Annotated in this window: 21 protein-coding genes and 4 tRNA genes; all 25 read left to right on the forward strand. The window is 64.7% G+C overall.

What is annotated here, in order from left to right; genetic code table 11:
* The first annotated feature begins 136 nt into the window (after positions 1–136).
* The 25 genes from ACT6UX_RS04375 (at position 137) to nuoL (ending at position 22,212) form a co-directional block, all read left to right on the forward strand.
* Positions 137–796, forward strand: coding sequence for a TetR/AcrR family transcriptional regulator (locus tag ACT6UX_RS04375; RefSeq protein ID WP_444773923.1), 660 nt, complete (start codon positions 137–139; stop codon positions 794–796).
* A complete protein-coding gene (locus ACT6UX_RS04380; protein ID WP_444773924.1) occupies positions 793–1,410 on the forward strand; it encodes a TetR/AcrR family transcriptional regulator in 618 nt (205 codons plus the stop codon). The genes ACT6UX_RS04375 and ACT6UX_RS04380 overlap by 4 nt, the downstream gene beginning before the upstream one ends.
* 47 nt (positions 1,411–1,457) lie before the next feature.
* The gene (locus tag ACT6UX_RS04385) at positions 1,458–2,048 is read left to right on the forward strand and encodes a TetR/AcrR family transcriptional regulator (protein WP_444773925.1); all 591 of its coding nucleotides are present in this window, start codon (positions 1,458–1,460) and stop codon (positions 2,046–2,048) included.
* Positions 2,049–2,103: 55 nt separating this feature from the next.
* Positions 2,104–2,180 (forward strand) — tRNA-His (locus ACT6UX_RS04390).
* 32 nt (positions 2,181–2,212) lie between these two features.
* On the forward strand, positions 2,213–3,706 hold the full coding sequence (locus ACT6UX_RS04395; protein WP_444773926.1) for an NAD(P)H-hydrate dehydratase: 1,494 nt from the start codon (positions 2,213–2,215) through the stop codon (positions 3,704–3,706).
* Positions 3,707–3,794: 88 nt separating this feature from the next.
* A tRNA-Leu gene (locus ACT6UX_RS04400) sits at positions 3,795–3,879 on the forward strand.
* Between the two features lie 18 nt (positions 3,880–3,897).
* On the forward strand, positions 3,898–5,244 hold the full coding sequence (gene tig / locus ACT6UX_RS04405) for a trigger factor (RefSeq protein WP_444773927.1): 1,347 nt from the start codon (positions 3,898–3,900) through the stop codon (positions 5,242–5,244).
* Between the two features lie 75 nt (positions 5,245–5,319).
* Complete coding sequence (locus tag ACT6UX_RS04410) at positions 5,320–5,970, forward strand: ATP-dependent Clp protease proteolytic subunit (protein ID WP_444773928.1); 651 nt, start codon at positions 5,320–5,322, stop codon at positions 5,968–5,970.
* Positions 5,971–6,115: 145 nt separating this feature from the next.
* Positions 6,116–7,387 (forward strand): ATP-dependent Clp protease ATP-binding subunit ClpX, encoded by a 1,272-nt coding sequence (gene clpX, locus ACT6UX_RS04415; protein ID WP_422013734.1) that lies wholly within the window; start codon positions 6,116–6,118, stop codon positions 7,385–7,387.
* Positions 7,388–7,562: 175 nt separating this feature from the next.
* A complete protein-coding gene (gene lon, locus ACT6UX_RS04420; RefSeq protein WP_444773929.1) occupies positions 7,563–9,962 on the forward strand; it encodes an endopeptidase La in 2,400 nt (799 codons plus the stop codon).
* Between the two features lie 147 nt (positions 9,963–10,109).
* Positions 10,110–10,382: an HU family DNA-binding protein gene (locus tag ACT6UX_RS04425; protein ID WP_422036073.1), complete on the forward strand. Its 273-nt coding sequence runs from the start codon at positions 10,110–10,112 to the stop codon at positions 10,380–10,382.
* 34 nt (positions 10,383–10,416) lie between these two features.
* Positions 10,417–10,491 (forward strand) — tRNA-Val (locus tag ACT6UX_RS04430).
* A 472-nt stretch (positions 10,492–10,963) separates the two neighbouring features.
* Positions 10,964–11,040 (forward strand) — tRNA-Asp (locus ACT6UX_RS04435).
* Between the two features lie 45 nt (positions 11,041–11,085).
* The gene (locus ACT6UX_RS04440; protein WP_068198877.1) at positions 11,086–11,451 is read left to right on the forward strand and encodes an NADH-quinone oxidoreductase subunit A; all 366 of its coding nucleotides are present in this window, start codon (positions 11,086–11,088) and stop codon (positions 11,449–11,451) included.
* Entirely contained in the window at positions 11,442–11,975 is a 534-nt protein-coding gene (locus ACT6UX_RS04445; RefSeq protein WP_422036071.1) for a NuoB/complex I 20 kDa subunit family protein, read from the forward strand. Before ACT6UX_RS04440 ends, ACT6UX_RS04445 begins: the two co-directional genes overlap by 10 nt.
* Positions 11,975–12,604 carry an NADH-quinone oxidoreductase subunit C gene (locus ACT6UX_RS04450; RefSeq protein ID WP_444773930.1) on the forward strand — a complete coding sequence of 210 codons (630 nt, stop codon included), beginning with the start codon at positions 11,975–11,977 and terminating at the stop codon, positions 12,602–12,604. The genes ACT6UX_RS04445 and ACT6UX_RS04450 overlap by 1 nt, the downstream gene beginning before the upstream one ends.
* 1 nt (position 12,605) lies before the next feature.
* Positions 12,606–13,790, forward strand: coding sequence for an NADH-quinone oxidoreductase subunit D (locus ACT6UX_RS04455; RefSeq protein ID WP_444773931.1), 1,185 nt, complete (start codon positions 12,606–12,608; stop codon positions 13,788–13,790).
* 11 nt (positions 13,791–13,801) lie between these two features.
* The gene (gene nuoE / locus ACT6UX_RS04460) at positions 13,802–14,383 is read left to right on the forward strand and encodes an NADH-quinone oxidoreductase subunit NuoE (RefSeq protein ID WP_444773932.1); all 582 of its coding nucleotides are present in this window, start codon (positions 13,802–13,804) and stop codon (positions 14,381–14,383) included.
* A 4-nt stretch (positions 14,384–14,387) separates the two neighbouring features.
* Positions 14,388–15,671, forward strand: coding sequence for an NADH-quinone oxidoreductase subunit NuoF (nuoF, locus tag ACT6UX_RS04465; RefSeq protein WP_444773933.1), 1,284 nt, complete (start codon positions 14,388–14,390; stop codon positions 15,669–15,671).
* A gap of 20 nt (positions 15,672–15,691) precedes the next feature.
* On the forward strand, positions 15,692–17,740 hold the full coding sequence (nuoG, locus tag ACT6UX_RS04470; RefSeq protein ID WP_444773934.1) for an NADH-quinone oxidoreductase subunit NuoG: 2,049 nt from the start codon (positions 15,692–15,694) through the stop codon (positions 17,738–17,740).
* Between the two features lie 15 nt (positions 17,741–17,755).
* Entirely contained in the window at positions 17,756–18,781 is a 1,026-nt protein-coding gene (nuoH, locus tag ACT6UX_RS04475) for an NADH-quinone oxidoreductase subunit NuoH (RefSeq protein WP_444774130.1), read from the forward strand.
* Between the two features lie 13 nt (positions 18,782–18,794).
* A complete protein-coding gene (gene nuoI / locus ACT6UX_RS04480) occupies positions 18,795–19,283 on the forward strand; it encodes an NADH-quinone oxidoreductase subunit NuoI (protein ID WP_444773935.1) in 489 nt (162 codons plus the stop codon).
* Between the two features lie 25 nt (positions 19,284–19,308).
* Positions 19,309–19,923, forward strand: coding sequence for an NADH-quinone oxidoreductase subunit J (locus ACT6UX_RS04485; protein ID WP_444773936.1), 615 nt, complete (start codon positions 19,309–19,311; stop codon positions 19,921–19,923).
* Positions 19,923–20,231 carry an NADH-quinone oxidoreductase subunit NuoK gene (gene nuoK, locus ACT6UX_RS04490; protein WP_298308947.1) on the forward strand — a complete coding sequence of 103 codons (309 nt, stop codon included), beginning with the start codon at positions 19,923–19,925 and terminating at the stop codon, positions 20,229–20,231. The genes ACT6UX_RS04485 and nuoK overlap by 1 nt, the downstream gene beginning before the upstream one ends.
* A 13-nt stretch (positions 20,232–20,244) precedes the next feature.
* Positions 20,245–22,212: an NADH-quinone oxidoreductase subunit L gene (nuoL, locus tag ACT6UX_RS04495; protein WP_444773937.1), complete on the forward strand. Its 1,968-nt coding sequence runs from the start codon at positions 20,245–20,247 to the stop codon at positions 22,210–22,212.

Genomic DNA, 22,212 nt, shown 5'->3' on the forward strand with positions numbered 1-22,212 from the left:
GACATAAGGTGCAATTGTTACCCTGTTTTGGCGGGGCAGAGCCAGCGTCCGAGGTGTTAGCGTTGATATTGCTTTTAATTCGCTCTGGGTATTGCGGCAACGCAACCTGGCCCCGGCTGGCGGGCATGCTGCCGGGATGAGCTGGATCGACCCTTCCGCCCGCGACCCGTCCTCCCCGAAAAACATCCGGGTGGACGGTCGCCGGCTTCGCAGCGAGCGAACGAAGCAGCTGATCATCGAAGCCTACCTCGCGATCATCCGGGAAAATCGCCAAACGCCAGTGCCGACGGCGGCGGACATAGCGAAACGCGCAGGATATTCGGTGCGCTCCATCTTCGAGCGGTTTCCCGATCTTCACACCTTGCGGGTGGCGGCGGCGGACTACGCACTCGCACACGCGGCGGCGCTGGCGCCGGCACGCGACATCGACGGCGACCGGGCCACCCGCATCCGGTCGTATGTCGAGACCAGGGCGGGGACCTGTGAGCGCGGAATCTCGCTATGGCGGGCGTTGCTGTTCAACGTCGACGAGAACGACGACCTGAAGATTCGCATCAAGGTCGCCCGCAACCGAACGATCGAGCGCATGGAGCTCATGTATCGGCCCGAGCTCACGGCACTCGATGCGGCGGAACGCCGGAAGACCCTCATTGCCCTCGAGGCCATCACTGACATCGAGAGTTGGGCGCGGCTTCGCGATATGTACGGGCTCTCGTTTGCAGATGGCTGTGCGGCCTGGATCGCGGCAATCGACCGGATCCTCCCGCCGACGCCGGAAGGCGCGCCCCTCTCATGAGTGTGCGCCCGATTAAAGTGGATGGTCGCCGGCTGCGCAGCGAGCGGACGAAACAGCTGATCATCGAGGCCTACCTCGTGCTCGCGCAGGACCTGTCCCCACGCGTGCCGACCGCGGCCGAGATCGCGGCGAAGGCCGGATACTCCGTGCGATCGATCTTCGAGCGCTTTCCCGATATCCTGGCTCTCCAGGTAGCGGCCGTCGATTACTGTTTCGCCCAGGTTTCGGCTCTGGCGCCGCCTCGAGGGGTCGAGGGCAACCGCGAGAGCAGGATCGAATCGTATGTGCAGACGCGCGGGCAGACCTGTGAGCGATGGGTGCGCCTGTGGCGGTCGCTGGTGGTCAACCAGGGCGATTCGCCGGAGCTGAAGGTCCGTATCCGCCTGGCGCGCGAACGCGTAACACAGCGCATGGAGCTGATGTTCGCACCGGAGTTCGCGATGATGCAGCCGGAAGAGCGGCGGCAGACGCTGATCGTGCTGGAGGCGCTGACCGACGTCGAAAGCTGGGAACGCATGCGTGAATTCTTCGGCCTGTCCGTCAACGAGGCCTACGGTGTGTGGATCCGGACGATCGACCGGCTGCTGCCCAAGAGTTCGAGCGAGGCTGTGTGACCGCGGCGGGCGGAGAAATTCCCACACCGTCCGGCAAAACGGAGCCCATGGATGGCCGAAGGGCGCGCAGCGCCCGCACGCGCCAGCTCATCATCGATGCCTACCTCGCGCTCCTGCGCGAAAGGCCCCAGATTCCGACGGCCGCCGCGATCGCGCAGCGCGCCGGCTACTCGGTGCGATCGGTCTTCGAACGCTTTCCCGACCTACACGCGCTGCGGGTCGCGGCGACCGACGAGGTGCTGCTGCGGGCATCCAGCCGCGTCGCCGCGCGGGCGGCGACCGGGAGTCGCAGCGAGCGAATCAGGGTGCACGTCGAGATGCGCGGCCAGACCTGCGAGGAATGGCTGCCTTTGTGGTGTGCCCTCAATGCCAACCAGGCCGATTCGCCGGATCTCAAGGCTCGAATCCGCGTGATCCGCGAGATGGTCGTGAATCGCATCGAGGAGGTCTATGCGACCGAGCTGTTGACCCTGGAGCCTCGCCAGCGCCGCCATACGGTCCTTGCGATCGAGGCCCTGGTCGATTTTGAAAGCTGGGCACGTCTGCGCGGCCAGTTCGAACTGTCGTTCGAGGAGGCCTGCGCCGTCTGGATGCACGCGATCGATCGACTGCTGCCCAACACGTCTGCTGATTGTTGACGCTCCGGCCGCCGGAGCGTAGGAAGGCGCGCTTCGTCGGGAGCGATCCGCGATGGCGGCCGTAGCTCAGTTGGTTAGAGCGCCAGATTGTGATTCTGGATGTCGCCGGTTCAAATCCGGTCGGCCGCCCCAATCGCCCCCGTTCCATGCCGCCAAGGCCTGACGTGCACGATCTCATTCCCAACGACTCACTGGCGCTTCTCGGCTGCTCTCAGATGGGCAAGGCCGATGCCTTCGCCATCGCCGCCGGGATTTCGGGACAGACCCTCATGGAGGCCGCCGGCAGAGCGGTGGCCGTCGCTGCGATGGAGTGCCATGCATGTCGCCCCGTGATCGTGCTCTGCGGGCCGGGCAACAATGGTGGCGACGGCTTCGTCGCGGCACGACATCTGCAGGCGGCGGGCTGGCCCGTCCGCGTGGCTCTGTTCGGCGACATCGGGAGCCTGAAGGCAGATGCGGCCTGGGCCGCCGGAACCTGGAAGGGCCCGATCGAGCCGTGGTCGCCGGCGCTGCTGGAAGGCGCCCCCCTCGTGATCGACGCGATCTTCGGCGCCGGCCTCAGTCGCCCGGTCGAGGGAGAGATTGCCGCCGTGATCGATCTGGTGAATGAGCGGGAACTGCCCGTGGTCGCCATCGACGTGCCGAGCGGCCTCCATGGCGACACAGGAGAGATCCTCGGCCGCGCCTTTCGGGCAGAAGGGACGGTGTCGTTTTTTTGCGCCAAGCCGGGCCACTACTCGCTAGAGGGCCTGCGTCGCTGCGGTGCTCTCCGGATCGTCGATATTGGTATTCCGGCGGCCGCGTTGAATTCGATCGGCCCGCGGACCTGGCTGAACGCGCCGGCCCTGTGGGCGCACCTGCTGCGCCGCGGCGATATCGGCGACCACAAGTATGCGCGGGGCCATCTCACGATCCTCGGCGGGCCTCATGCCACGGGGGCGGCACGGCTGGCGGCGTTGTCCGCGCGCCGGGTCGGGGCAGGGCTGGTGACGATCGCGGGCTTCCGGTCGACGATGACGACCTATCAGGCGGCCGAGCCCGGCAATCTCGTGGTCGAGGTCGACGATGGCCCGATGTTCGCCCATCTGCTGCAAGACGAGCGGCGGAACGCGGTTCTGATCGGCCCGGGATCGGGTGTGATCGACCGGACGAAGGATGCCGTCCTCGCGGCCCTCGGCGCCCGGCGCCGGGTCGTGCTGGATGCCGACGCGATCACCGTCTTCTCCGGCGATCCCCATGTCCTGTTCGGCCGCATAGCCGGGCCGACGGTGCTGACGCCGCATGAGGGAGAATTCCGGCGGCTGTTCCCCGACCTTGCCGGTGAGCCCGGCAAGCTGGACCGGGTGAGGCGGGCGGCGGCGCGGAGCGGGGCGACTGTCCTGCTCAAGGGCCCCGACACGGTGATCGCCGAGCCCGATGGCCGCGCGGTGATCAACGTCCATGCCTCTCCGGCGCTGGCGACGGCCGGATCTGGCGACGTCCTGGCCGGGCTGATTGGCGGGCTTCTGGCGCAGGGCTTCACGCCGTTTGCCGCGGCGTCGGCGGCGGCATGGCTGCACGGGGAGTGTGCGCTGCAGTTCGGTCTTCACGGCCTGATCGCCGAGGATTTGCCCGCTCAATTGCCGCGCGTCCTTCACTCCCTGTCGTCCTTCAATTGACCGCTCATCGGGGTCGGGCTAAGAGGCGCGCGATTCGGCCTTCGCGGCACGCCCCGATGGCTCAGGATGTCGTTTGGGCAAGCTTCGGGCGGGCGTGGTGGAATTGGTAGACACGCGAGATTTAGGTTCTCGTGCCGCAAGGCGTGGGGGTTCGAGCCCCTCCGCCCGCACCAGGAAATGGAAGTGAGACAATGCAAGTTACGGAACTCTCGGCCGAAGGCCTGAAGCACCAGTTCAAGATCGTCGTCCCCGCGAGCGACCTGTCGACGAAGATCGACGAGCGCCTGGCCGAAATGGCGAAGACTGCGGCCCTGCCGGGCTTCCGTCCCGGCAAGGTGCCGGTCAGTCTCCTCAAGAAGCAGTATGGGCAGGCGCTGTTCGGTGAAGCCGTCGAGGCGGCCGTCAATAGCAGCACGGCGAAGGCGATCGAGGATCGCGGCCTTAAGCCCGCGCTGCAGCCGCGCGTCGACCTGAAGCAGCTCGAAGAGGGCAAGGACGTCGAGTTCGAGGTCGTCGTCGAAGTGCTGCCGGAAATCGGCAAGCTCGACTTCTCGGGCATCGAGCTCGAGCGACTGAAGGCGGAAGTGCCGGACAAGGACATCGACGAGGCGCTCGAGCGCATCGCCAAGGCCAACCGTGAGCAGAAGCCGGTGGATCCGCCGCGCCCGGCGCAGACGGGCGACGCGATCAAGCTCGACTTCGTGGGCTCGGTCGACGGTGTCGAGTTCCCCGGCGGCGCCGCCAGCGATTACACGCTGGAGCTCGGCTCGGGCTCGTTCATCCCCGGCTTCGAGGATCAGCTGATGGGCGCCGAGGTCGGCAAGACGGTCGACGTCAAGGTGACCTTCCCGGCCGAGTACGGCGCACCCGAACTCGCCGGCAAGGACGCCGTGTTCAAGTGCACGATCAAGGAAATCCACGAGTTCGTCGACAAGCCGGCAGACGACGAGCTGGCGAAGCGGAACAACTTCGAGAACCTGGAGGCCATGCGCAAGGCGATCGGCGAGCGCATTGGCCAGGACTACAACCAGATCTCGCGCACGATGATCAAGCGCCAGCTCCTCGACAAGCTTGCGGAAATCCACAAGTTCGAAGTGCCGGAAGGCCTCGTCGAGAGCGAGTTCAACGCCATCTGGCAGCGCATCGAGGAAGCCAAGGCGAAGGGCGAGAAGCTCGAGGACGACGAGGAGAAGATGCGCAAGGAGTACCGCGAGATCGCGGATCGCCGCGTGCGTCTCGGCCTGCTTCTGGCCGACATCGGCCGCTCCAACAGCATCGACGTGACGCCTGAGGAGCTCAACCAGGCGGTGATGCGCGAGGCCATGCGCTACCAGGGCCAGGAGCGCCAGGTCCTGGAGTTCTTCAGCAAGAATGCCGAGGCGAAGGAGCAGCTGCGGGCGCCGATCTTCGAGGAGAAGACGGTCGACTTCATCCTGGAGCTCGCCAAGGTTTCGGAGAAGCCGGTTACCCCCGAGGAACTGCTGAAGGCCGCCCGCGAGGCGGAAAACGACGAGCCTGCGGAAGCGGCGGCGAACTGATCCAGAGCCGGTGGCCTTGAATGGGGCCACCGGCGCTGCCACTTTCCGTAGCACTGTCACTCAAGGGGGCCCGCGATGATTCGCGACCGCGATGCGCTCGAAGTCTACAACAACTACTACGTGCCGATGGTGGTCGAGCAATCGGCGCGCGGCGAACGCGGCTACGACATCTGGTCGAGGCTGCTCAAGGAACGGATCATCTTCCTGAACGGCCCGGTCGAGGATCATGTGGCAGGCGTGCTATGCGCCCAGCTGCTCTACCTCGAAGCCGAGAATCCGACCAAGGACATCTCGTTCTACATCAACTCGCCCGGTGGCGTGGTGACGTCGGGCATGGCGATCTACGACACCATGCGCTACATCCGCCCGCACATCTCGACCCTGGTCTATGGCCAGGCCGCTTCGATGGGCTCGCTGCTGCTGACCGCAGGCGAGAAGGGCAAGCGTTTCGCGCTGCCGAACGCCCGCATCATGATCCACCAGCCCTCGGGCGGCGCTCAGGGCCAGGCCACCGACATCGAAATCCATGCCCGCGAGATCCTTGCGACCCGGGCGCGGCTTAACCAGATGTACGTGGAACATACCGGCAAGCCGATCGAGGTGATCGAGCAGGCCATGGAGCGCGACAAGTTCTTCGCGCCCCTGGAAGCCAAGGAGTTCGGCCTTATCGACGACGTCCTCGAGAAGCGGCCGACCCCCACGACCATCCAGGCGGCTGCCTCCTAAAGGGGCAGCAGCGACCAATTGTTTCCCGTTCGCACGGCGACACACCATATTTTGATGTTGTCGCCGTCCGGGCGGCACGTTTAACATAGGCTTGTGTGCGGGCCCGCAGGTCGTAGGGCCCCCCAAGCGGAGGTGCGTTACCGACATGCCAGCCGCCAAGTCCGGGGGTGATTCCCGCAACACCCTGTATTGCAGCTTCTGCGGCAAGAGCCAGCACGAAGTCCGCAAGCTCATTGCCGGTCCGACCGTGTTCATCTGCGATGAATGCGTCGAACTCTGCATGGACATCATCAGGGAAGAGAGCAAGACGACTCTCGTCAAGTCGAAGGATGGCGTGCCGTCTCCCAAGGAGATCCGGCAGATCCTCGACGATTACGTCATCGGGCAGGACCGCGCCAAGCGCATCCTTTCCGTCGCCGTGCACAATCATTACAAACGATTGAGCCACGGCGGCAAGGCGAACGAAGTCGAGATCGCCAAGTCCAACATCATGCTGATCGGGCCGACCGGCTGCGGCAAGACGCTGCTCGCCCAGACCCTGGCGCGCATGCTGGACGTGCCGTTCACGATGGCGGACGCCACGACGCTCACCGAAGCCGGCTACGTCGGCGAGGACGTCGAGAACATCATCCTGAAGCTGCTGCAGGCGGCCGACTACAATGTCGAGCGGGCGCAGCGGGGCATCGTCTATATCGACGAGGTCGACAAGATCAGCCGCAAGTCCGACAACCCGTCGATCACCCGCGACGTGTCGGGCGAGGGCGTGCAGCAGGCGCTGTTGAAGATCATGGAGGGCACCGTCGCCTCCGTGCCGCCGCAGGGCGGGCGCAAACATCCGCAGCAGGAGTTCCTGCAGGTCGACACGACGAACATACTGTTCATCTGCGGCGGCGCCTTCGCCGGCCTCGACAAGCTCATCTCTATGCGCCGCCAGGGCACTTCGATCGGCTTCGGCGCGGAAGTGCGCGGGCCCGAGGATCGCCGTACCGGCGAGATCCTGAAGGATCTCGAACCGGAGGACCTGCTGCGCTACGGCCTGATCCCCGAGTTCGTCGGCCGCTTGCCGGTCGTGGCGACGCTCGAGGACCTCGACGAGGTCGCGTTGATCGAGATCCTGACCCGGCCGAAGAACGCACTGATCAAGCAGTATCAGCGCCTGTTCGACATGGAGAACGTGAAGCTCAAATTCTCCGACGATGCCCTGCGCGCGGTGGCCCAGAAGGCGATCCTGCGCAAGACCGGCGCCCGCGGGCTCCGGTCCATCATGGAGACTGTCCTGCTGGACACCATGTACGATCTGCCGTCGCTGGACGGGGTCGAGGAAGTGGTGATCAACCGGGAAGTGATCGAAGGTCGCGCCCAGCCACTTTATGTGCACGGCGAGCGCAAAGAAGGCGTTGCGGCTGCCCCGGCCTGAGTTTTGCTGCGTCGGCGGCAACCGTCGCCGGCGGTCTCCCCGACGGGGCTTGAACAACCCTCTGTTCAGGCCAATCTCTGATAACGAGTGCGCGCGTTCGCGTGCCGTGGATTGCCCAGAAGGGGATCCCCGGCCGAGGCACGGGTAGCTCTAACAGCGTACGTTGCGAGGCATCATGAACGCCCCCATTCAAGGAACCGTCTATCCCGTCCTGCCGCTGCGCGACATTGTCGTGTTTCCCGGCATGATCGTCCCGCTCTTCGTCGGTCGCGAGAAGAGCGTCAAGGCCCTCGAAGAGGTCATGAAGGACGACAAGCAGATCCTGCTGATCGCCCAGAAGAACGCGAGCCAGGACGATCCCGGCCCCGAGGACATCTACACGATCGGCACACTCGGCACCGTGCTGCAGCTCCTGAAGCTGCCCGACGACACCGTCAAGGTGCTGGTCGAGGGCGGCCGCCGTGTGAAGATCACCGGTTACAATGATCGCGTCGACTTCTTCGAGGCGCGCGCCGTCGACATGGAGGAATCCGCCGGCGAGAGCGCGGAGTTGCAGGCGGCCGCCCGCACCGTGGTCTCGGAGTTCGAGAACTACGTGAAGCTGAACAAGAAGGTGCCGCCGGAGGTCGTTGTCTCGATCAACAAGATCGAGGAGCCGGCCAAGCTCGCCGACACCATCTCGGCGCATCTCGCGCTCAAGGTCGCCGAGAAGCAGCAGCTGCTGGAACTCGATTCGGTTTCCAAGCGCCTGGAGCGGATCCTCGGCCTGATGGAGGGCGAGATCGGCGTCCTGCAGGTCGAGAAGAAGATTCGCAACCGCGTGAAGCGTCAGATGGAGAAGACGCAGCGCGAGTACTATCTCAACGAACAGATGAAGGCGATCCAGAAGGAGCTTGGCGAGACCGAGGACGGTCGCGACGAGGTCTCCGAACTCGAGAAGCGCATCAAGAAGACGCGCCTCAGCAAGGAAGCGCGCGACAAGGCCAACGCCGAGCTGAAGAAGCTCCGGACGATGAGCCCGATGTCGGCCGAGGCGACGGTGGTGCGCAACTACCTCGACTGGCTGTTGTCGATCCCGTGGCGCAAGCCGACGAAGATCATCAAGGACCTGAAGTACGCCGAGGAGATTCTCAACGCCGATCATCACGGCCTCGAGAAGGTGAAGGAACGCATCCTCGAGTATCTCGCGGTCCAGCAGCGCGTGAACAAGATGAAGGGCCCCATCTTGTGCCTCGTCGGCCCGCCCGGCGTCGGCAAGACCTCGCTCGGCAAGTCGATCGCCAAGGCAACGGGGCGCAACTTCGTTCGCATGTCGCTGGGCGGCGTGCGCGACGAAGCGGAGATTCGCGGCCATCGGCGGACCTATATCGGCTCGCTGCCGGGCAAGGTCATCCAGAGCATGAAGAAGGCGAAGTCTTCGAACCCACTCTTCCTGCTCGACGAGATCGACAAGCTCGGTGCCGATTTCCGTGGTGACCCATCGTCTGCGCTGCTCGAGGTCCTCGACCCCGAACAGAACACGTCGTTCAACGATCACTATCTCGAAATCGACTACGACCTGTCGGACGTGATGTTCATCACAACGGCCAACTCGCTGCGCATGGCGCAGCCGCTGCTGGACCGCATGGAGATCATCCGCCTCGCCGGGTACACCGAGGACGAGAAGGTCGCGATCACGCGCAAACACCTGATCTCGAAGCAGATCGAGGCGAACGGTCTCAAGGAGAACGAGATCGAGATTCACGACGACGCGGTGCGCGACCTCGTGCGCTACTACACGCGCGAGGCGGGCGTCCGTAACCTGGAGCGTGAAATCGCCAACCTGGCCCGCAAGGCGACCAAGGAAATCCTCATGAAGGGGGCGACCAAGGTCAAGATCGGCCCCAAGAACCTCGAGAAGTATGCCGGCGTGCGGCGCTTCCGCTTCGGTGAGGCGGAGCTCGAGGATCTGGTTGGCATCACGACTGGTCTGGCCTGGACCGAGGTCGGCGGCGAGCTGCTGCAGATCGAGGCCGTGCTGGTTCCGGGACGGGGCCGCATGAGCGTCACCGGCAAGCTGGGCGACGTGATGCAGGAATCGGTGCAGGCGGCCAACGCGTACGTGCGCTCGCGCGCCCACATGTTCGGCATCAAGTCGAGCATCTTCGAGAAGCGCGACATCCACATCCACGTGCCGGAAGGCGCGACGCCGAAGGACGGTCCGTCCGCCGGCGTCGGCATGGTCACCTCGATCGTGTCCGCCCTCACGGGCATCGCGGTGCGCAAGGAAGTGGCCATGACCGGCGAGATCAGCCTGCGCGGGCGGGTCATGCCGATCGGCGGCCTCAAGGAGAAGCTCCTGGCGGCATTGCGCGGCGGTCTCAAGACCGTGCTCATTCCCAAGGAGAATGAGCGCGATCTGCCGGAGATCCCCGACAACGTGAAGAAGGGGCTGGAGATTGTCCCCGTGTCGACGGTGGACGAGGTCCTGGCCCGGGCGCTGGTGAAGCCGCTGGTTGCCATCGAGTGGGTGAACGATCTCGATGCGGTGGCCGCCAAGCCGGTCGAGCCGGCAGAGGCCGCCCGCGCACACTGACACGCTTCATCGAACCGAATGCGAAGCCCTGGCCTGTCCGGGGCTTCGTCGTTTCAGCCCAAATGCTGCGATCCGCTTCGGCAGGGCTACAAAATATGGTATAAGCCGCTCAGGACTTGAGTTGCCGGACCATGGAGAGGCTCGCCCGTGAACAAGCACGATCTGATCGCCGCCGTCGCCGCTTCGACGAACCTTTCCAAGACGGATGCCGCCAACGCCATCGACTCGATTCTCACGGTCATCACCAAATCGCTGAAGAAGAAGGAAAAGGTCCTTCTGGTTGGGTTCGGGACATTCCAGGTGACGAAGCGCCAGGCGGGCGAGGGGCGTAATCCCCAGACCGGCGAGAAGATCAAGATTCCCGCGGCCATCGTGCCGCGCTTCAAGGCCAGCAAGGCCCTGAAAGACGCGATCAACTAGGCTTTTCCCTGGTTGCTGTGCTAGGACCGGCGGCGGGCGATTAGCTCAGCGGTAGAGCATTCCCTTTACACGGGACTGGTCGGCGGTTCGATCCCGTCATCGCCCACCAACTGCCATGGCAGACCAACCGCGTGACGCGGAGCGAAGGCGTCGCTGTCCTTCCCAGAGCCCGCTGGCGCACTGCGTTCGCTCTTCAGAGCGAGGTCAAAGCCGGGATAGTCGGCTCCGTCCAATCTCGCGCAAAAAAAGACTCTGCCGGACGCCTGCTTGCAGTCTGAAAACCGCGAAGGGCAAGAGATCGCGACGCGTGCGGCTCCCTGGGAGGCAGGGGAGGGGGCCGCAATCCAAGCGGGCCAACGTTTTGCGCTTCCCTCGCATACGCCAGAGGATGGTCGCGTCATGGATTGCACGCGTGCGAGTGACTCTCAATTGGCCACTGCCTTTCGCGCCTCGCGATGTCGCCACGTGGCATGCGGAAATTCTCTGAAAAATCCGGCACTTACACACGCATTCGCGGCTGCGGTATGCTTGACACCTACTAGGGGCTCCTATATTTCTCCGCGCGCCGTTTGGGGCTGAAAGCGGGCGTAGTTCAGTTGGTTAGAATGCCGGCCTGTCACGCCGGAGGTCGCGGGTTCGAGTCCCGTCGCTCGCGCCAGCCCAAACACTGGCGGCCCATAATAACCGGGCGCAAGGGGTGGCGATGGAAGCTCTTCTGCGGGAATACCTGCCAATCCTGATCTTCCTCGGACTAGCCTTCGGGCTGGTCTGCGCCATGCTCGGCGGGTCATATCTGATCGCCCGCCAGAATCCGAACTCGGAGAAGCTGTCTCCGTTCGAATGTGGCTTCGCACCGTTCGACGATGCGCGCGGGCAGTTCGATGTCCGCTTCTATCTGGTCGCGATTCTTTTCATCATCTTCGATCTCGAGGTCGCGTTCCTGTTTCCGTGGGCGGTGGCGCTGGGTGATATCGGCCTCTTCGGCTTCTGGTCGATGATGCTGTTCCTCGGCGTGCTGACGGTGGGCTTCATCTACGAGTGGCGTAAGGGAGCCCTGGAATGGGAGTGATCACTCCGGCCAAACCCAACACGGCGGCCGAAGCGGCGCTGTCACGGGCGCTGAACGACGAGCTGGCCGACAAGGGATTCGTCGTCGCCCAGCTCGACAAGCTGGTCACCTGGGCGCGTACCGGTTCCATGTGGGGCCTGACCTTCGGTCTGGCCTGCTGCGGCGTCGAGATGATCCACTGCTGGATGAGCCGTTACGATCTCGATCGCTTCGGGTTCGCACCGATGCCGAGTCCGCGCGCTGCGGACGTGATGATCGTGGCGGGAACGTTGACCAACAAGATGGCCCCGGCGTTGCGCAAGGTCTACGACCAGATGGCCGAGCCGCGTTACGTGATCTCGATGGGCTCGTGCGCCAATGGCGGCGGCTACTATCACTACAGCTATTCCGTCGTGCGCGGCTGCGACCGCATCGTTCCGGTCGATGTCTACGTGCCCGGCTGTCCGCCGACCGCCGAGGCATTGCTCTACGGTGTGCTCCAGCTCCAGAAGAAGGTCCGTCGCACGGGCACGCTGGTGCGCTGATGAGCGAGGCTCTCAAGGAACTCGGCGGCCATATCGTTCAGGCTCAGGCGGGGGTGGTTTCGACGGCTGAAGTTCGCCTCGGCGAGCTGATACTCGAAACGACGCCGGACAAGGTGATCGCGCTTCTCGCGTACCTGCGGGACGATCCGAAGTGCCTGTTCAAGCAGCTCGTCGACATTTGCGGCGTCGACTGGCCGGAGCGCGAGAAGCGCTTTGACGTCGTCTACAATCTGCTCAGCGTAAAGAACAACCAGCGTGTCCGCGTGAAGCTGATGACGGACGAGACGACGCCCGTGCCGTCCGCCGCCTCGGTCTACAGCTCCGCCGGCTGGTTCGAGCGCGAGACTTATGATCTTTACGGTGTATGGTTCTCGGATCATCCGGATTTGCGGCGCATTCTCACCGACTACGGTTTCGAGGGCCATCCGCTGCGCAAGGACTTCCCGCTGACCGGCTTCGTCGAACTGCGCTGGGACGATGTCCAGAAGCGCGTGGTGTACGAGCCGGTGAAGCTCGCCCAGGAATTCCGCCGCTTCGACTTCCTGAGCCCCTGGGAGGGCGCGCCCAAGGTTCTTCCCGGCGACGAGAAGGCCCAGGAGACCGCACCGGCACCGGCGAAGGCCAACTGACATGTCCGACGTCGAAATCAAGACACTGACCATGAACTTCGGGCCGCAGCATCCGGCGGCCCACGGCGTGCTTCGCCTCGTCGTCGAAATGGACGGCGAGATCGTCGAGCGATGCGATCCCCATATCGGTCTGCTGCACCGCGGCACCGAGAAGCTGATCGAGTACAAGAGCTACCTGCAGGCGGTGCCGTACTTCGACCGGCTCGACTACGTCTCGCCGATGAACCAGGAACACGCCTACGCGCTGGCGGTGGAGAAGCTGCTGGGCATCGAGGCGCCGGAGCGCGGTCAGTACATCCGCGTCCTGTTCTCCGAGATCACGCGCATCCTCAACCATCTGCTGAACGTCACGACCTTCGCGATGGACGTCGGTGCGCTCACGCCGCCGCTCTGGGGGTTCGAGCAGCGCGAGCTGCTGATGGAGTATTACGAGCAGGTGAGCGGCTCGCGCATGCACGCGGCCTACTTCCGGCCGGGCGGCGTCCACCAGGACCTGCCGGCGGGCATGCTCGATTCGATGGAAGGGTGGATCAAGCAGTTCTATCCGTTCATGAAGGACGTCGAGAACCTGCTGAACGAGAATCGCATCTTCCGCCAGCGCACGGTCGATATCGGTGTCGTCTCGGCGGAGCAGGCGCTCGACTGGGGCTTCTCGGGCCCGCTGATCCGCGCCTCCGGCCTGCCGTGGGATCTGCGCAAGTCGCAGCCCTACGACGTCTACGACCGCATGGATTTCGACATTCCCGTCGGCAAGACCGGCGATTGCTACGCGCGTTACCTCGTGCGCATCGAGGAAATGTACCAGGCCGTCCGCATCATGGAGCAGTGCATCGCCGCGCTGCGCAAGGTCGGCGGGCCGGTGCGGGTCGACGATCGCAAGATCTCGCCGCCGCGACGCGGCGAGATGAAGGGCTCGATGGAAGCGCTGATCCATCATTTCAAGCTCTACACCGAGGGCTACAAGGTGCCGGCCGGCGAGACCTACACGGCGGTCGAGGCGCCCAAGGGCGAGTTCGGCGTCTACCTGGTGTCCGACGGCACCAACAAGCCTTACCGCTGCAAGATCCGCGCTCCCGGGTTTCCGCACCTGCAGGCGCTCGACATGATGACCAAGGGACACCAGCTCGCCGACATGTCGGCGAACATCGGCTCGCTCGACATCGTGTTCGGCGAGATCGACCGCTAGGAGACGATGCGATGGCGATGATCACCGCCGACCCCAAGGACGTCCCGCAGGTCGCGAGCTTTTCCTTTACGCCCGAGTACATGGCGAAGGTCGAGGAGCAGATTGCCCATTACCCGCCGGGCCGGCAGGCGAGCGCCGTGATCGCGGTGCTGGATCTGGCGCAGCGCCAGCAGGGCTGGCTGCCACGCGCGGCGATGAACGAGGTGGCGCGTCTCCTCGGCATGGCGCCGATCCGTGTCTACGAGATCGCGACCTTCTATACGATGTTCCAGCTGCGCCCGAAGGGTAAGTACTTGCTGCAGGTCTGCACCACGACACCGTGCTGGCTGCGCGGCTCCGACGCGGTGATGAAGGCCTGCCAGCATGCCGCCGACGGCGAGACGTTCAGCGTGCAGGAGGTCGAGTGCCTCGGCGGCTGCGTCAATGCGCCGGTCGTGCAGATCAACGACGATTTCTACGAGGATCTCGACGAGGCCTCGATGAACAAGGTGCTCGACGCGTTTCGGCGCGGCGAGACGCCGAAGCCCGGACCGCAGGTGGATCGCCAGACGTCGGCGCCCGAGGGCGGCCTGACAACGCTGAAGGGCGAATAGAACGATGCTCGGCGACAAGGACCGCATCTTCACCAATCTCTACGGCGTCCAGGACTGGCGCCTGGCTGGCGCCCGCGCCCGCGGCGCCTGGGACAACACCAAGGCGATCCTCGACAAGGGTGTCGACTGGATCATCGACGAGATGAAGAAGTCGGGCCTGCGCGGCCGCGGTGGCGCAGGCTTCCCGACCGGCATGAAGTGGTCCTTCATGCCCAAGGAAGTAAAGGACCGTCCGCACTATCTGGTCGTCAACGCCGACGAGTCGGAGCCGGGCACCTGCAAGGATCGCGACATCATGCGTCACGATCCGCACCTGCTGATCGAGGGCTGCCTGGTCGCAGGCTTCGCGATGCGCGCCCATGCCGGCTACATCTACGTGCGCGGCGAGTTCTACAACGAGGCGCAGCACCTGATCGCGGCGATCAAGGAGGCCTATGACGCCGGCCTGCTCGGCAAGAACGCCTGCGGCTCGGGTTGGGATTTCGACCTCTACGTCCATCGCGGCGCCGGCGCCTATATCTGCGGCGAGGAAACGGCGCTGCTCGAGAGCCTCGAGGGCAAGAAGGGTATGCCGCGCCTGAAGCCGCCGTTCCCGGCCGGCGCCGGCCTCTATGGCTGCCCGACCACCGTGAACAACGTCGAATCGATCGCCGTCGCGCCGACCATCCTGCGCCGCGGCGCGTCCTGGTTCGCGGGCATCGGCCGTCCCAACAACACCGGCACCAAACTCTTCTGCATCTCCGGCCACGTGAACCGGCCGTGCAACGTCGAAGAGGAGATGGGCATCCCTCTGCGCGAGCTGATCGAGCGTCACTGCGGCGGCGTGCGCGGCGGTTGGGACAATCTCCTGGCAGTGATCCCGGGCGGTGCCTCGGTGCCGCTGCTGCCCAAGTCGATCTGCGACACGCAGTTGATGGACTTCGACTCGCTGCGCGACCAGCGTTCGGGGCTCGGGACCGCGGCTGTCATCGTCATGGACAAGTCGACCGACGTCGTGAAGGCGATCGCGCGGCTCAGCTATTTCTACAAGCACGAGAGCTGCGGCCAGTGCACGCCGTGCCGCGAGGGCACCGGCTGGATGTGGCGCGTGATGGAACGCATGGTCACGGGCAACGCGCGGATCGAGGAGATCGACGCGCTCGAGGACGTCACCAAGCAGGTGGAAGGTCACACGATCTGCGCGCTGGGCGACGCGGCGGCGTGGCCGATCCAGGGCCTGATCCGGCATTTCCGGCCCGAGATGGAGCGCCGCATCCGCGCGCGCACCGAAAAACTGGCAGCCGAGTAGGCGGGGGCGGGGAGCAGGCAATGCCCAAGGTCAAGATCGACGGCGTCGAGATCGAGGTGCCCGCCGGCATCACCGTGCTGCAGGCGTGTGAGCTGGCAGGCGTCGAGATTCCGCGCTTCTGCTACCACGACCGTCTGTCGATCGCCGGCAACTGCCGCATGTGCCTCGTCGAGGTGAAGCCCGGCCCGCCCAAGCCGCAGGCGAGCTGCGCGCTGCCCGTCGCCGACAAGCAGGAGATCTTCACCCAGACCCCGACCGTGCAGAAGGCGCGCAAGGGCGTGATGGAATTCCTGCTGATCAACCATCCGCTGGATTGCCCGATCTGCGACCAGGGCGGCGAGTGCGATCTGCAGGATCAGGCGATGGCCTACGGTTTCGACCGCAGCCGCTATCACGAGAACAAGCGCGCGGTGCCGGACAAGGAGCTCGGCCCGCTCGTGAAGACGTCGATGAACCGCTGCATCCATTGCACGCGCTGCATCCGCTTCGCGACCGAGGTCGCCGGCGTCGAGCAGCTCGGCGCCACGGGCCGCGGCGAGAGCATGGAAGTCACGACCTATGTCGAGCAGGCGCTGTCGACCGAACTCGCCGGCAATCTGGTCGATCTCTGCCCGGTCGGCGCGCTGACCTCGAAGCCCTACGCTTTCGAGGCGCGCCCCTGGGAGTTGACCAAGACCGAGTCGGTCGACGTTCTGGACGCGCTGGGCTCCAACATCCGCATCGACACGCGCGGCGCGCAGGTCATGCGCGTCCTGCCGCGTCTCAACGACGACGTGAACGAGGAGTGGATCTCCGACAAGACGCGCCACGCGATCGACGGGCTGCGTCACCAGCGGCTCGACCGGCCGTACGTCCGCATCAAGGGCAAGCTCGTCGCATCGACCTGGGACGAGGCTTTCGCCGCCATCGCCGCCAAGTTGAACGGTCTGGACGGCGGCAAGATCGCGGCGATCGTCGGTGATCAGTGCGACGCCGAGTCGATGGTGGCCCTCAAGGATCTCATGGCGGCGCTGGGTTCGCCGAACCTCGACTGCCGTCAGGACGGCGCCAAGATCGACGGGCCGCGCGGCAGCTACATCTTCAACGCCGGCGTCCGCGGCATCGACCAGGCGGATGCCATCCTCTTGATCGGCACCAATCCGCGCACCGAGGCGCCGGTGCTCAATGCCCGCATCCGCAAGCGCTATCTCCACGGCAAGTGCCCGGTCGCCAGCATCGGTACCGCCGAGGACCTGACCTATCCGGTCGAGCGGCTGGGTGCCGGCCCGGCGACCTTGCGGGAACTTGTCGACGGCAAGCTCGGCTTCTTCGAGAAGCTCAAGGACGCGAAGAACCCGCTGATCGTCGTCGGCATGGGCGCACTCGCCCGCGAGGACGGCGCTGCAGTGCTGGCGATGGCCTATGAGCTGGCCGGCAAGCTGAACGCGGTGCGAGACGACTGGAACGGCTTTGCCGTCCTTCATACGGCGGCGGCGCGCGTCGGCGGCCTCGACCTCGGCCTGGTGCCGGGCGAGGGCGGCCGCGATGTCGCCGGCATCCTGGAAAGCTGCCAGAAGAAGGAGATCGAGGCGGTCTTCCTGCTCGCGGCCGACGAGATCGACACGACGAAGCTCGGCAAGGCCTTCGTGATCTACCAGGGCCATCACGGCGACGCCGGTGCCCATCGCGCCGACGTGATCCTGCCGGGCGCCGCCTATACCGAGAAGCCCGGTATCTACGTGAACACCGAAGGTCGCGTTCAGGTCGGCCGGCGCGCCGGCTATCCGCCGGGCGATGCCCGCGAGGACTGGGCGATCCTGCGCGCGCTCTCGGAGCGGCTGGGCAAGACTCTGCCCTACGACACGCTTCACCAGGTCCGGTCGCGGCTCGTGGCCGTGAACAAGGTCTTCGCCGCGATCGACCAGCAGGCGCCCGGCGCCTGGGGACCGGTCGGCAAGCCGGGCGCGACCACGGATGCACCGCTCAAGTCGGCTGTCCCGAACTTCTACATGACCTGTCCGATCAGCCGCGCGTCGAAGACCATGGCCGATTGCATGGCCTCGCGGGTGCATCTCATGGCGGCGGAGTAGGGCATGTTCGCCGAAATCCACACCTTCTTCACGACCAACTGGCTCGGCATTGCGATCCTGATCCTGCTCCAGTGTCTCGCAGTCACGGTGCCATTGCTGCTGGCAGTCGCCTACATGACCTATGCCGACCGCAAGATCTGGGCGTCGATCCAGCTGCGCCGCGGTCCCAACGTGGTCGGTCCCTTCGGCCTCCTGCAGCCGATGGCCGATGGGCTGAAGCTGGTGCTCAAGGAGACCATCGTCCCGTCGAGCGCCAACGGCGTGCTGTTCATCATCGCGCCGATGATCGCCTTCATGACCGCGCTGGTCGCGTGGGCGGTCGTGCCGTTCGACAACGGCTGGGTCATCGCCGACATCAACGTCGGCATCCTCTATCTCTTCGCCATCTCGTCGCTGGGTGTCTACGGCGTCATCATCGCGGGATGGGCCTCGAACTCGAAGTACGCGTTCCTCGGCGCCCTGCGCTCGGCGGCGCAGATGGTGTCCTACGAAGTCTCGATCGGCTTCGTGCTGATCACCGTCCTGCTCTGCGTCGGTTCGCTCAACCTGTCGCAGGTCGTGCTGGCCCAGTCCGGCTGGTTCTGGAACTGGTTCTGGCTGCCGCTGTTGCCGATGTTCGTTATCTTCTTCATCTCCGCGCTGGCCGAGACGAACCGCACGCCGTTTGACCTGCCGATGTCGGAGGCCGAGCTGGTGGCAGGCTTCCAGACCGAATACTCGGCCATGACCTTCGGCCTGTTCTTCCTCGGCGAATACGCCAACATGATCCTGCTCTCGGCCCTGGGCGCGATCCTGTTCCTGGGCGGTTGGCACTCACCGATTCCCTACGCACCGTTCACGCTCGTGCCGGGCGTGATCTGGTTCGCCCTCAAGATTGCGTTCCTGCTGTTCATCTTCAGCTGGACCAAGGGCACGCTGCCTCGCTACCGCTACGACCAGCTGATGAGGCTGGGCTGGAAGGTGTTCCTGCCCGTGTCGCTGGGCTGGGTCGTCCTCACCGCTGCCGTGCTGACGTTCGGCGGCTGGCTGCCGAAGCCCTAGGAGCAAACGCCAAATGGCTTCCCTCGACCGTACCGCGCGCGCCTTCCTGCTCTCCGAGCTGGTGGCGGGCTTCGCCCTCACCCTGAAGTACATGTTCAAGCCCAAGGTGACGGTGAACTATCCCTACGAAAAGGGTCCGCTCAGCCCGCGCTTCCGCGGCGAGCATGCGCTGCGCCGTTATCCCAACGGCGAGGAGCGCTGCATCGCGTGCAAGCTGTGCGAGGCGATCTGCCCGGCGCAGGCCATCACCATCGAGGCCGAGCCGCGCGACGACGGCAGCCGCCGTACCACGCGCTACGACATCGACATGACGAAGTGCATCTATTGCGGCTTCTGCCAGGAAGCCTGCCCGGTCGATGCGATCGTGGAGGGCCCGAACTTCGAGTTCTCGACCGAGACGCGCGAGGAACTCATGTACGACAAGGACAAGCTGCTCGCGAACGGCGACCGCTGGGAGACCCTGATCGCGGCAAACCTCCACTCCGAAGCGGCGTATCGCTGAGCCGGGCGGGGGAGAGAAACAGATCATGATACTCCAGGCCCTGGCCTTCTACGTCTTTGCCGCGATCACGGTGGCTGCCGCCGCCATGGTCGTGGTCTCGCGCAATCCCGTCTATTCGGTGCTCTTCCTGATCCTGGCGTTCTTCAACGCGGCCGGATTGTTCCTGCTGATCGGCGCCGAGTTCATCGCGATGATCCTGGTCATCGTCTATGTCGGCGCGGTCGCGGTGCTCTTCCTCTTCGTGGTCATGATGCTCGACATCAACCTCACGGAGTTGAAGGAGGGCTTCCTTGCATACTTCCCGGTGGGCGCACTGATCGGCGCGGTGCTGTTCGCCGAGCTGCTTCTGGGCGTCGGCATCATCGGCGCCGGGTCGACGACGATCGCAGGTTTGAATGCGCATGGCGCGCAGGTAATGGCGATCGACAATACGCGCGCCATCGGACGGGTCCTCTACACGCAGTACTTTTATCTCTTCCAGGTGGCCGGGCTGGTACTGCTGGTCGCCATGATCGGCGCCATCGTGCTCACCCTGCGCAGCCGCCCGGGCGTCCGCCGCCAGAAAGCGGTCGAGCAGATCAACCGCACCAAGGAACAGTCGATCACGGTGGTCAAAGTGCCGACCCGGGGAGGGGTGTGATGACGATCGGGCTGGGCCACTACCTCGCCGTAGCCGCCGTGCTGTTCACGATGGGCATCCTCGGCATCTTCCTGAACCGCAAGAATGTCATCGTGATCCTGATGTGCGTCGAGCTGATGCTGCTCGCCGTGAACATCAACCTGGTGGCCTTCTCGGTCTTCCAGGGCAATGTCGTAGGGCAGGTCTTCGCCCTCCTGGTGCTGACCGTGGCTGCCGCCGAGGCGGCGATCGGGCTGGCGATCCTGGTGGTCTATTTCCGCAACCGCGGAACGATCGCCGTCGAAGACATCAATGCGATGAAGGGCTAGGGGCGCGCTCATCATGGATCTCGCCATCAAGCTCATCGTCTTCCTGCCGCTGGTCGCGGCGGCGATTGCCGGGCTCTTCTGCCGCGTGATCGGCGCGCGGCCCGCGCAGATCGTGACCTGCGCGGCGCTGCTGATCGCGGCAGCCCTCTCGGTCTTCGTCTTCGTCAAGATCGGGTTCGGCACCGAGAAGCTGATCGTCGTCAAGCTGTTCTCCTGGATGGAGTCGGGCACGCTCGACATCTCCTGGGCGCTGCGCGTCGACACGCTGACCGCCGTCATGCTGATCGTGGTCACCGTCGTGTCGTCGATGGTGCACGTCTATTCGATCGGCTACATGGCGGACGATCCCAGCATCCCGCGCTTCATGTCCTATCTCAGCCTGTTCACCTTCTTCATGCTGATGCTGGTGACGTCGGACAATCTCGTACAGCTCTTCTTCGGCTGGGAGGGAGTTGGCCTCGCGTCCTACCTGCTGATCGGCTTCTGGTACGACAAGCCCTCGGCCAACAACGCGGCGATGAAGGCGTTCATCGTGAACAGGGTGGGCGACTTCGGCTTTGCGCTGGGTATCGCGGCCGTCTGGATGCTGTCCGGCTCGGTCGGGTTCGAGGAGATCTTCGCCAAGGCGCCGCAGATGGCGCAAATGCGCATCCAGTTCCTCGGCATGGACCTGCCGGCGCTGGAGACCGCCTGCCTGCTGCTGTTCATCGGCGCCATGGGCAAGTCGGCCCAGCTCGGCCTGCACACCTGGCTGCCGGACGCGATGGAAGGCCCGACGCCGGTGTCGGCGCTGATCCATGCCGCCACGATGGTGACGGCCGGCGTGTTCATGGTCTGCCGCCTGTCGCCGCTGTTCGAGCTGGCGCCCACCGTGTCGATGATCGTCACCATCGTCGGTGCCGCGACCGCGTTCTTTGCTGCGACCGTCGGCATGACCCAGTTCGACATCAAGCGGGTCGTCGCCTATTCGACCTGCAGCCAGCTCGGCTACATGTTCTTTGCGTGCGGCGTCGGCGGTTATTCGGCCGCCATGTTCCATCTCACCACGCACGCCTTCTTCAAGGCGCTGCTGTTCCTGGGGTCGGGGTCGGTGATCAACTGTCTCCACCACGAGCAGGACATGCGTAAGATGGGCGGCGTGAAGGAGAAGGCGCCGCAGACCTTCCTCCTGATGTGGGTCGGAACCCTGGCGCTGTCGGGCATCGGTATTCCGTTCATCTTCGGCACCGGGCTGGGCTTCGCGGGCTTCTATTCCAAGGACATCATGCTGGAATCGGCCTTCGGCGTGCACACGACAGTTGGCGTCATCGCCTACTGGCTGGGTGTGATCGCGGCCTTGATGACGGCCTTCTATTCGACCCGTCTGATGTTCATGACCTTCTACGGCGAGTACCGCGGCGACCATCACACCTGGGATCACGCTCACGAATCGCCTGTGGTGATGCTGATCCCACTGTACGTGCTGGGTATCGGCGCCGCGTTCTCGGGCCTGGTCGGCTACGACTGGTTCGTCGGCCACGACTGGCACGCCTTCTGGGGCAACTCCGTGGCCGTCAAGGCAACGGAAGAGGTGCTTCATCACGCGCACGAAGTGCCGGTGTGGGTGAAGCTCGCGCCGCTGGTGTTCGCGCTGGTGGGCATCGCCATCGCCTACTATTTCTACGTCGTGCGGACCGACATGCCGGCCCGCACCGTGAAGCGGTTCCCGGGCCTGCACGCCCTGTTCTACAACAAGTGGTACTTCGACGAGCTCTACGATGCGGTGTTCGTGAAGCCCTCGCTGGCCATCGGCCGCTTCCTCTGGAAGAAGGGCGACGGCGCCACGATCGACGGGCTCGGCCCCGACAATGTCGCCGCTCGAGCGCAGGACATGGCGGGCATACTGATGCGCTTCCAGAGCGGCTATCTCTATCACTACGCGTTCGTGATGCTGGTCGGCGTCGCCGGCCTGGTCACCTATTTCATGCTGTCGGCGAGGTAA

Origin of the sequence: Reyranella sp. (assembly GCF_052439685.1) — a bacterium.
GTDB lineage: Bacteria > Pseudomonadota > Alphaproteobacteria > Reyranellales > Reyranellaceae > Reyranella.

Coding starts and splice junctions, on each gene's coding strand:
- nuoK (WP_298308947.1), top strand. CDS start 19,923: ATGACGATCGGGCTGGGCCACTACCTCGCCGTAGCCGCCGTGCTGTTC.
- ACT6UX_RS04375 (WP_444773923.1), top strand. CDS start 137: ATGAGCTGGATCGACCCTTCCGCCCGCGACCCGTCCTCCCCGAAAAAC.
- nuoI (WP_444773935.1), top strand. CDS start 18,795: ATGGCTTCCCTCGACCGTACCGCGCGCGCCTTCCTGCTCTCCGAGCTG.
- nuoG (WP_444773934.1), top strand. CDS start 15,692: ATGCCCAAGGTCAAGATCGACGGCGTCGAGATCGAGGTGCCCGCCGGC.
- nuoE (WP_444773932.1), top strand. CDS start 13,802: ATGGCGATGATCACCGCCGACCCCAAGGACGTCCCGCAGGTCGCGAGC.
- ACT6UX_RS04380 (WP_444773924.1), top strand. CDS start 793: ATGAGTGTGCGCCCGATTAAAGTGGATGGTCGCCGGCTGCGCAGCGAG.
- ACT6UX_RS04455 (WP_444773931.1), top strand. CDS start 12,606: ATGTCCGACGTCGAAATCAAGACACTGACCATGAACTTCGGGCCGCAG.
- ACT6UX_RS04440 (WP_068198877.1), top strand. CDS start 11,086: ATGGAAGCTCTTCTGCGGGAATACCTGCCAATCCTGATCTTCCTCGGA.
- ACT6UX_RS04485 (WP_444773936.1), top strand. CDS start 19,309: ATGATACTCCAGGCCCTGGCCTTCTACGTCTTTGCCGCGATCACGGTG.
- ACT6UX_RS04385 (WP_444773925.1), top strand. CDS start 1,458: ATGGATGGCCGAAGGGCGCGCAGCGCCCGCACGCGCCAGCTCATCATC.
- clpX (WP_422013734.1), top strand. CDS start 6,116: ATGCCAGCCGCCAAGTCCGGGGGTGATTCCCGCAACACCCTGTATTGC.
- ACT6UX_RS04450 (WP_444773930.1), top strand. CDS start 11,975: ATGAGCGAGGCTCTCAAGGAACTCGGCGGCCATATCGTTCAGGCTCAG.
- nuoL (WP_444773937.1), top strand. CDS start 20,245: ATGGATCTCGCCATCAAGCTCATCGTCTTCCTGCCGCTGGTCGCGGCG.
- tig (WP_444773927.1), top strand. CDS start 3,898: ATGCAAGTTACGGAACTCTCGGCCGAAGGCCTGAAGCACCAGTTCAAG.
- nuoF (WP_444773933.1), top strand. CDS start 14,388: ATGCTCGGCGACAAGGACCGCATCTTCACCAATCTCTACGGCGTCCAG.
- ACT6UX_RS04410 (WP_444773928.1), top strand. CDS start 5,320: ATGATTCGCGACCGCGATGCGCTCGAAGTCTACAACAACTACTACGTG.
- lon (WP_444773929.1), top strand. CDS start 7,563: ATGAACGCCCCCATTCAAGGAACCGTCTATCCCGTCCTGCCGCTGCGC.
- ACT6UX_RS04445 (WP_422036071.1), top strand. CDS start 11,442: ATGGGAGTGATCACTCCGGCCAAACCCAACACGGCGGCCGAAGCGGCG.